This is a genomic window from Streptomyces sp. NPDC102259 (assembly GCF_044766465.1).
Lineage (GTDB): Bacteria > Actinomycetota > Actinomycetes > Streptomycetales > Streptomycetaceae > Streptomyces.
In genome coordinates this window covers 1-2,187 of record NZ_JBIWMA010000065.1, presented here as the reverse complement: position 1 = coordinate 2,187, position 2,187 = coordinate 1, and the positions used below count along the sequence as shown (strand labels likewise).

Genomic DNA, 2,187 nt, shown 5'->3' with positions numbered 1-2,187 from the left:
TCTCGACAGGTTCCACGGTCTCCAACTCCACGGCGGTGTCAGTCACTTGACGTCTCTCCCATGATCGTCGGATCCGCCGTTAGATTTACACTCCCACATTCTGACCCTGACCGCTGACTTGTGCTTCACATCCGCGATGTAGTTCCCTCCGTTGGAGCCAAACCAGGGATGATCCACCATGAGGCTCCCATTGAGCCTTTCCGTGCTGCCTCTCCAAAGCGAGGACAGCCTTGGCGACGACGGTCGCGGTTCGGGCTGATGCGGGCTCTGCGGAACATCTGCCAGGACTTCAGCCGTGCCATGCCGCGTTCGACGGGAGCTCGGGCCCGGGCCCGGGCCAGTGCGCGGTTGACAGTGCGCTGGGTGCGGGAGAGTGAGCCCTCCGCCAACTTGAAATAGCAGGTCAAATGGCTGGTGTGACTGGTTCTCGGGGTGCTCGCGCTGGTCGTCGGTGGCTGTCCGCGGAGTAGATCATCTGGCGGAGTTCTCTCGGGGCGGATCAAGCGGCGGGACAAGATATTGAGCGTTGGCGGTAGCGATCAGGCAGGGTGGACGGATGCCTGAGTCGTCCATGCCTGGAGGTTTCGTCAATGTGGTCGTTCGTGTCGGGGACACGGTGCGCCGTCCAGCCTCGGCTCGCACGAAGTTCGTGGGTGATCTGCTGAGGTTGCTTGAAGCCAGTGGCTGGAGTGGTGCTCCGCGGTATCTCGGTTTGGATGACGAGGGCCGTGAAGTCCTCAGTTACCTCGATGGCCATGTGGCATGGGAGCCGCAACAACCTGCCGCTGTGTCATCCGACGAGAGTCTGGTGGCGGTCGCCCGGCTCGTGCGTGCCTTCCACGACCTGACGGCCGGCACCCCGCTGGCCGGAGACCAAGAGGTCGTGTGTCACAACGACCTGTCGCCCAAGAACACCGTATATCGCCTGTCCAGTGGAGAGCTTCACCCGACGGCATTCATCGACTGGGACCTTGCTGCGCCGGGCGCGCGGATCCACGACATCGCTCATGTCTGCTGGCAGTACCTCGATCTGGGCCCTTCGGTCACCGACGTCGAGGAGACAGCCCGGCGCATGAGGCTGATCGTTGACAGCTACGTGCTGTTGGACCGGCAACGTCTCGTGTCCACGATCTTGTGGTGGCAGGACCGGTGCTGGCGAGGCATCGAGACCCAGGCCGATGCGGGTGACGTCGCCATGGCCCGGCTCCGTGACGCAGGGGCGGTGCGGCAAGTTCAGACGGCCTATCAGTGGGTTTCCGATCATCGGGCTGCATTGGAACGCTCAGTGCGGTGAGCGCAGGGGGAACGGCCGCAGTCGGTTCGCTGATTCCGTCCCGTGGCGGTCGGACGGCCTTCTACGATCCGACGCATGCTGGATCCCGAACTCCTGGAACGGATCACCGCGCGCCGTGCGGAACTGGACGAACTCGAAGAACGGGTGGCCAAACAGCTGGCGGAGGTGCGGGCCGAGCGGGACGAACTCGCCGTCGCCGAACGTGTCCTTGACCGGGTGAGCGAGCAGCTCACCGACGAACGCACCTCGGCCGCGCCAGCACCCGGGCAGGTGGGCGGTCGACCGGTGATGCTGATCCCGCACCGCACGCCGGATGTGGAGGAGACCATGCTCCCGCCGGACTACCAGCGCATCCTGGCTGCCGTGCGGCAGGCCGCCGGACCGGTCATGGCCCGTCAGGTCGGCGAGATACTGGGAGTCGATGTCACCGTGCGGGCCAGGCTGGAGCCGCTGTGCGGGAGGCTGGTCAGACTCGTTGATCGCGGCTGGCTGCTTCCACGCCAGCCGCACCCACAAGCTCACACCCAGTCAGAAGGAAGCCAACCGCGTCCTCGCCATCGGACGGGCACCGGTCGAGCACGGCTTCGCCCACCTCAAGAACTGGCGGACACTCACCAACTCCGCACCGACCCCGTTCACGCGACCCGCCTCCTGCGCGCCTTGCTCGTTCTGACAAACCTCGAAGTCAACCGCTGACAGACGATCTACTCCGCAGACAGTTGCCGACGACCAGCGCGAGCACCCCGAGTACCGGTCACACCAGCCCTTTGACCCGCGATTTCATAAGGTTCCGGTATAAGAAGCCGTATCTCAACCGATCTTGGAACGTGTGGATCGAACAGTGTTCCTGGTCGGGTGATCTTCCGGCGATACGCGCATGAAGGCAGGGCCTC

2 protein-coding genes and 1 pseudogene are annotated in these 2,187 nt (G+C 64.3%); 2 read left to right on the top strand and 1 reads right to left on the bottom strand.

Features of this window, described 5'->3' with window-relative positions; translation table 11 throughout:
- Positions 1 to 205 precede the first annotated feature (205 nt).
- Positions 206 to 380, bottom strand: a pseudogene (locus ACIRPU_RS44360) (transposase family protein); the annotation flags it as partial.
- A gap of 176 nt (positions 381 to 556) precedes the next feature.
- On the opposite strand from ACIRPU_RS44360, the gene ACIRPU_RS44355 reads away from it, so the two are divergent.
- On the top strand, positions 557 to 1,294 hold the full coding sequence (locus tag ACIRPU_RS44355) for a phosphotransferase (protein WP_403878947.1): 738 nt from the start codon (positions 557 to 559) through the stop codon (positions 1,292 to 1,294).
- 75 nt (positions 1,295 to 1,369) lie between these two features.
- Positions 1,370 to 1,990, top strand: a complete 621-nt coding sequence (locus tag ACIRPU_RS44350; RefSeq protein ID WP_403878944.1) for a hypothetical protein — start codon at positions 1,370 to 1,372, stop codon at positions 1,988 to 1,990.
- Positions 1,991 to 2,187: the final 197 nt, after the last annotated feature.